At 69.4% G+C, this 5,948-nt stretch carries 5 protein-coding genes; 1 reads left to right on the top strand and 4 read right to left on the bottom strand.

The features are described 5' to 3' along the window. Positions 1–99: 99 nt before the first annotated feature. The 4 genes from ACZ3IC_RS33965 to ACZ3IC_RS33950 all read right to left on the bottom strand — a co-directional run bounded on the left by ACZ3IC_RS33965 (position 100) and on the right by ACZ3IC_RS33950 (position 4,563). A complete protein-coding gene (locus ACZ3IC_RS33965; RefSeq protein WP_467422553.1) occupies positions 100–939 on the bottom strand; it encodes an SDR family NAD(P)-dependent oxidoreductase in 840 nt (279 codons plus the stop codon). A 224-nt stretch (positions 940–1,163) separates the two neighbouring features. Further along, entirely contained in the window at positions 1,164–2,009 is an 846-nt protein-coding gene (locus ACZ3IC_RS33960; RefSeq protein WP_467422552.1) for an amidohydrolase family protein, read from the bottom strand. Continuing rightward, a complete protein-coding gene (locus ACZ3IC_RS33955; RefSeq protein ID WP_467422550.1) occupies positions 2,006–3,193 on the bottom strand; it encodes a mandelate racemase/muconate lactonizing enzyme family protein in 1,188 nt (395 codons plus the stop codon). The genes ACZ3IC_RS33960 and ACZ3IC_RS33955 overlap by 4 nt, the downstream gene beginning before the upstream one ends. After that, complete coding sequence (locus tag ACZ3IC_RS33950) at positions 3,193–4,563, bottom strand: aspartate aminotransferase family protein (RefSeq protein WP_467422548.1); 1,371 nt, start codon at positions 4,561–4,563, stop codon at positions 3,193–3,195. The genes ACZ3IC_RS33955 and ACZ3IC_RS33950 overlap by 1 nt, the downstream gene beginning before the upstream one ends. 290 nt (positions 4,564–4,853) lie before the next feature. Here ACZ3IC_RS33950 and ACZ3IC_RS33945 point away from each other — a divergent pair, with 290 nt between their 5' ends. After that, positions 4,854–5,711 carry an IclR family transcriptional regulator gene (locus tag ACZ3IC_RS33945; protein ID WP_467422546.1) on the top strand — a complete coding sequence of 286 codons (858 nt, stop codon included), beginning with the start codon at positions 4,854–4,856 and terminating at the stop codon, positions 5,709–5,711. The last annotated feature ends 237 nt before the right edge of the window (positions 5,712–5,948 follow it).

Below are 5,948 nucleotides of genomic sequence, written 5' to 3'. Positions count from 1 at the left end.
ACGGGAGACGGGGCAGGGGACGATGCATTGACGGACATGGCGGAGGTACTCCTCGCGTTGTCGACGCGTGCTCGATGAAGACGGACCGGTCGGTCGCGGTCAGATCGTGTTGCGGTACGGCGGCATGAAGCGCATCCGCGGCATCTGGTCGGCGAGGACTCCCCCGTCGACGACGATGCGCGCCCCGGTGAGGTATGCCCCGGCGTCCGAGGCGAGCAACAGCAGTGCGCCCACGCATTCGTCGGGCTGTGCGTACCTGCCGAGCGGGATGCGCTCGCGGTAGGTGGATTCGAAAGCCTCGCGGTCGAGGGGGAATTCGCCGTCGATCGGGGTCTCGACCATGCCGGGGGCGAGGGTGTTGGCGGTGATGCCGTGCGGGGCGAGTTCGACCGCCAGGGTCTCGGTGAGCAGTTGGGCGGCGGCCTTGGAGGCGTTGTAGTGGGCCAGGCCCGCCTCCGCCACCAGGGCGTTCTTCGACGTGATGGTGATGATGCGGCCGGCGACGGAGTCCGCCGTCATGTGTTCGGCGATGCGCTGGCTGAGGAAGAAGACGGCGTCGACATTGACCCGCATGATGTGCGACCAGCTCGCGGGAGTGATCTCGTTGAAGCGTTCCAGCGCCGCCGTTCCCGCGTTGTTGACCAGGATGTGCAGCGGTCCGGTCTCGGCGCGTACGGCATCGGCGAAGCCGGGCAGCGCGTCGATGTCCGCGAGGTCCTGCCCGTAGACGCGGACCCGCCGGCCGAGCGCCTCCACGGCCGCCGCCGTCTCAACCACGCCCTCGGCACCGGGGAGGTCGACGAGGACCAGATCGGCGCCCGCCTCGGCGAGCCCGACGGCGAAGGACCGGCCGAGGCCCCGGGCGGCTCCGGTCACGACCGCGGTTCGGCCGGTCAGGTCGAAGCGGTCGGTGGAGCGGGGCGGGACGGCTGCGGTCATGGCGGGGGTTCCTCCAGGCGGAGAGGTACGGAGAAGGGTGGGGCCGCCCCACGCAGGGACACAGGGTGGGAGCGCGGCGGCCCGGCTGCCGGTACGGCATCTGGGCACAGGGTGGCCCGGCACCGGTACAGCACCCGGGCACAGGGTGCCCCGGTGCCGTACAGCACCCGGGCACAGGGGGGTGGCCCATGCGCCGTACCGGCAGGTAGCGGGGAACGGCCCGGTCAGCCGTTCAGGCCCAGCAGGTCCAGCGACGGCCGGTGGATGATCTCCTCCACCGCGTCCGCGTCCAGCGGCGGCAGCCCGGGAATGCCGGGGATGCGGGCGATCTCCCGCAGCCCCTTCACCGAGTCGTCGACCGTCGTGAACGGGTAGTCGCTGCCGAACATCAGCTTGTCGAAGACCCCGTAGTCCTGGACCAGTCGAAGGCTGTGCCAGAGCTGGAAGGGCCGGTAGTGCAGGGCGCTGATGTCCGCGTACACATGCGGGTGCTTGCGGATGACCGCGATGCACTCTCCCTCGAAGGGGTGGCCGAGGTGGGCGAGGACCATCCGCAGTTCGGGGTGGCGGATGGCGACGGCGTCCAGGTGGCGGGGCATCGCCCACTCCAGCGGCGCGTTCGACACGAAGGTCGTGCCGGTGTGCACGAGGAGCGGGAGACCGTGCCGTTCGGCGTAGCCGTACAGCTCGTCGTACTCCTCGGCGGCCGGGTCGAAGCCCGCGTACATCGGCATCAATTTGATGCCGCGCAGACCCAGTTCCTGGTGCCCGTGGCGGAGTTCGTCCTGCCAGCCGGGCTGGGTGGGGTCGAGGGAGAGGTAGCCGATCAGCCGGTCGGGGTGCGCTCCGGCATACGAGGCGACGGCGGCGTCGTCCACCCAGAGCCCGCTGCGCCGCGCCTTGCCCCCGACGACGATCGTGCGGGTGCCCTCGGGTGCGGTGGCCGCGTACTCCTCCCATTTCACCGTGAGGTCGACCTCGCCCGCGTGGGCGCGGGCGGAGTCGGACCTGAACGGGTCGGTGAAGTCGTGACTGTGCCGGAACAGGTGCGAATGGACGTCGACGATCATGTCCGGTTCCGCTTCTCCCAGCCGTCCGCGAACATGTTCCAGAAGCGGTGACTGGGCGGGTGTTCCTCGAAGACCTCGTCGACGAGCTCGACTCCGAGTCCCGGGGCCGTCGGCAGGCCGATGCGGCCGTCGACGATCGGGAGGGTGCCCTTGAGGGCGTCGAAGACGTAGTCCTCCAGGAGTCCGTCGAAGGTTTCGAGGATCTTGAAGTTGGGGATTCCGAGCGTCGCGTGCACCGAAACAGTTGTGCAGAGCGGCGAGTTGGAGTTGTGCGGGGCGACGAGCATGCCGTGGGTATCGGCAATCGCGGCGAGCTTCCTGACCTCGGTGAAGCCGCCGGCCATCGAGAGATCGGGCTGGATGATGTCGACCGCGTCGGTGGCGAAGAGCTGCTTGTACTCGTAGCGGTTGTGGAAGTGCTCGCCGCCGGAGATCGGGAACGCCGCGCGCCGGCGCAGTTCCGCGTACCGCTCGATGTGGGTCCAGGGCATCGGCTCCTCGAACCAGCCGATGTCGAACGGTTCCAGCTCCCGCACGAGGCGGGCTGCGGTCGGCATGGCGAACCGGGCGTGACCCTCGATGAACAGGTCGACGTCCGGCCCGATGGCTTCGCGGACGGCGGCCACGAGGCCGATGGAACGGCGCAGTTCGGCGCGCTCCAGCTCGTGCAGTCCGGGGCCGAACGGGTCGAACTTGAGGGCGGTGAAGCCCTTCGCCACGGTCTCCTTCGCCTTGGCCGCGAAGGTTTCGGGCTCGCGTTCGCCGGTGTACCAGCCGTTGGCGTACACGCGTACGTCGTCCCGGCAGGCGCCGCCGGTCAGCCGGTACGCGGGGACGCCGAGCGCCTTGCCCATCAGGTCGTACATCGCCTGGTCGAGGCCGGACAGGGCGATGCCGCCCATGTCGCCGCCCCGCAGGAAGTCGCCCTGGTAGACGCGGAGCCAGAGCTCCTCGATGTCGAAGGGATCGGCGCCGATGAGATGGCGCTGCGCGAGCGCCTCCGTGAGGGCGCAGACCTCGCGGACCCGGTAGGGGTGGGTGATCTCGCCGATGCCGGACAGGCCCTCGTCGGTGTGGACCCGGACGTAGCCGAAGTCGCGCCAGGAGGTGCCGAGCATCAGGGTCTCGACCCGGGTGATCCGTCCGGCGGGACCCGCGGGGCGGGTGCGGTTGACAGTGAGCATCAGCGGCTCGCCCCGCCCATGGTGGAGGTGTTCTCCAGGTCGCGGGCGCCGCCGTCGGCGAGGACGGCCTTGACCGCGGCCTCGGTGCCCTCGATGAGGCGGTCCACATCGGCGTCGGTGTGAGCGTAGCTGATGTGGCTGCGCTTGAGGTTGAGCGGTAGCTCGAACAGGCCGTGGTCGAGGAGCTTTCGGCGGTAGCCGACGAAGAGTGAGGCGTCGTTGTTGAGCAGGTCCGCGTAGGTACGGGGGGCCTCGCCCGGCATGAAGTAGCTGACGAAGACGGAGCCGTAGCCGGTGACGACCGCGGGGACGCCAAGGCGTTCGTACAGTGCGGTCAGTTCGGTACGGACGCGGTCGCCGAGCCGGAAGACGTGCTCGTGGACGGGCTCCTCGCGGAGCTTGCGCAGGGTGGCGAGGGCGGCGGCGACGACGGACGGGTGCCCGTTGTACGTACCGGCGAAGAAGGCGGGGGCGCCGGGGCGGGTGGAGAACAGGTCCATCAGGTCGGCGCGGCCGCCGATCGCGCCGACGGGGGCGCCGTTGGCAATGGCCTTGCCGAGAGTGGTGAGGTCGGGAGTGACGCCGGAGATCTTCTGCCAGCCGCCGATGTCGTGGCGGAAGCCGGTGATGACCTCGTCGAAGATCAGGACGCTGCCGGCCCTGGTGGTCTCCTCGCGCAGCGTGGTGAGGAACTCCTGGTACGGCAGGAGTGCGCCGACGTTGTGCGGGACGGGTTCGACGATGACGGCGGCGATGTCGGAGCCGTGCTCGGCGAAGGTGCGGCGGACGGCCTCGCTGTCGTTGAACGGCAGGACGAGGGTGGCTTCGAGGACCTCGGGCAGGATGCCGGTCGAGATCGGGTCGTGGCCGCCGACCATCGAAGGGGCGGAGATGACGTTGAGGCTGACCGCGTCGTGCCAGCCGTGGTAGCAGCCCTGGAACTTGACGACCAGGCGGCGGCCGGTGGCGGCGCGGGAGACGCGCAGCGCGTGGAACGTGGCCTCGCTGCCGGTGCTGGTGAGCAGCACCTTCTCGATCGAGGGGATCAGCTCGGTGAGCTGTTCGGCGAGGAGGACCTCGCCCTCCGTGACACCGACGCCCATGTGACCGATGGTGGCGCCGGCCTCGGCGGTGGCGCGGGCCACGTCGGGGTCGTTGTGACCGAGCAGCGGCGGGCCGAATGCCGAGTGGAAGTCGGTGTACTCGCGTCCGTCGGCGGTACGGAACCGTGCGCCGTCGGTCCCGGTGACGACCAGGTCGGTCAGTCCGGGAACGCTGCGCTGACCGCTGTTCACGCCGCCGGGTACGACCTGGCGGGCGCGCTCGGCGAGTCGGGCTCCGGATTCGTTGCCTACCGGGCCTGAACTCATATCGCTTGCTCCTTGCGTCGAGAGTCGTCGGTTCTCGCAGGCCCTGCCCGGCCTGTGAGTCCCTGGCGCCATCCGCCCGGCAGTCGCCGCAGGAAGAGGAGGAATCCGTGGTGCGTGGGTGGTGCGTTCGCTGTTTCTGAACACTGTTCTGTAGGGCAGAACAGTGCCTGGATATTACGTGCGGCACCAGGGCCGGTCAACCCCTTTTCAGACAGCAGAAGGCCCGTTTTCAGGCTTTCTTCATAGAGAAAGCGCAATCCGTCTCCCTGAAGACACTAGGCTGTTCTGCTATGACGAACAGTGCTGCCCCCGATGAACCGAAGTACTGGGTCAAGAGCGTGGCCAGGGCAGCGGACATCCTCGAAGCGCTCGCCGCCCCCGCGCAGGGGAACGGCCTGAGCGTCACGGAGGTCGGCCAGGCCTGTTCCATCTCCAAGAGCGCCGCCTTCGGCATGCTCCAGACCCTGCGTGCCTACGGCCTCGTCTCGGACGACGGCGAAGGCATGAACCGCCGCTACCGGCTCGGCATGAGCCTGGCCCGGCTCGGCGACCGGGCCCGCTCCCAGGTGTCCCTGCGCGGAGTCGCCCACCCCGTCCTGCGCGAACTCACCCGGACCACCGGCATGGCGTCCAGGCTCGCCGTGCCCGAGGAAGGCCATGCGGTCGTCGTGGACCAGATCGAACTCGACCAGCGCGTCCGGCTCGATCTGCGGATGGGCCAGCGCGAGCTGCCGCACTGCACCGGCCTGGGCAAGGCGCTGCTCTCCGCCGTGCCGCAGAGCGAGGCCGCCGCGGTTATCGAACGGTTCGGGCTGCCCCGGCGCACGTCCCGTACGATCACCGACCCGGCCACCTTCCTGTCGCATCTGCGCGACATCGCCCGGGTCGGCTACGCCCTGGACGACGAGGAGGACGCCGAGGGCATCATCTGCATCGGCGCGCCGGTCTTCGACGACCGTTCGGTGTGCGCCGGAGCCATCTCCATCACCGGCCTCAAGCTCGGTCTGCCGGCCTGGCGCTACCAGGAGCTGGGCGGCCAGGTACGGGACGCGGCGCGGCGGATCAGCATCTCGCTGGGCTGGGTCGACGACGCGGAGAACGACACATCCGACACCGACGCGTCGGATTCCGACGGATTCGGGTCTTGACCGATCGGCTCAACCCGCCGTAGGTTCCCTGCCAACCGCGGTGACACTCAACCGTCACCAGCGATTTACCCCTCCCGGTCCGCTTCCGACGCCTGCCCACCGCGTCGTGAACATCCGACGGCCGGACCCTTTTCAGCCATCCGCCTCATGGCAGTCCACCGCAGGAACGCTCCCTCATTTTCGGCACTTCTCGGAAGGCGAAGTCCGCATGAGCGTTCCGCACCCACACACCTCCGC

The organism is Streptomyces sp. NPDC002958 (genome assembly GCF_055563255.1).
Note: the sequence above shows the minus strand (reverse complement) of the source record. Positions and strands in the feature narration are given on the sequence as shown.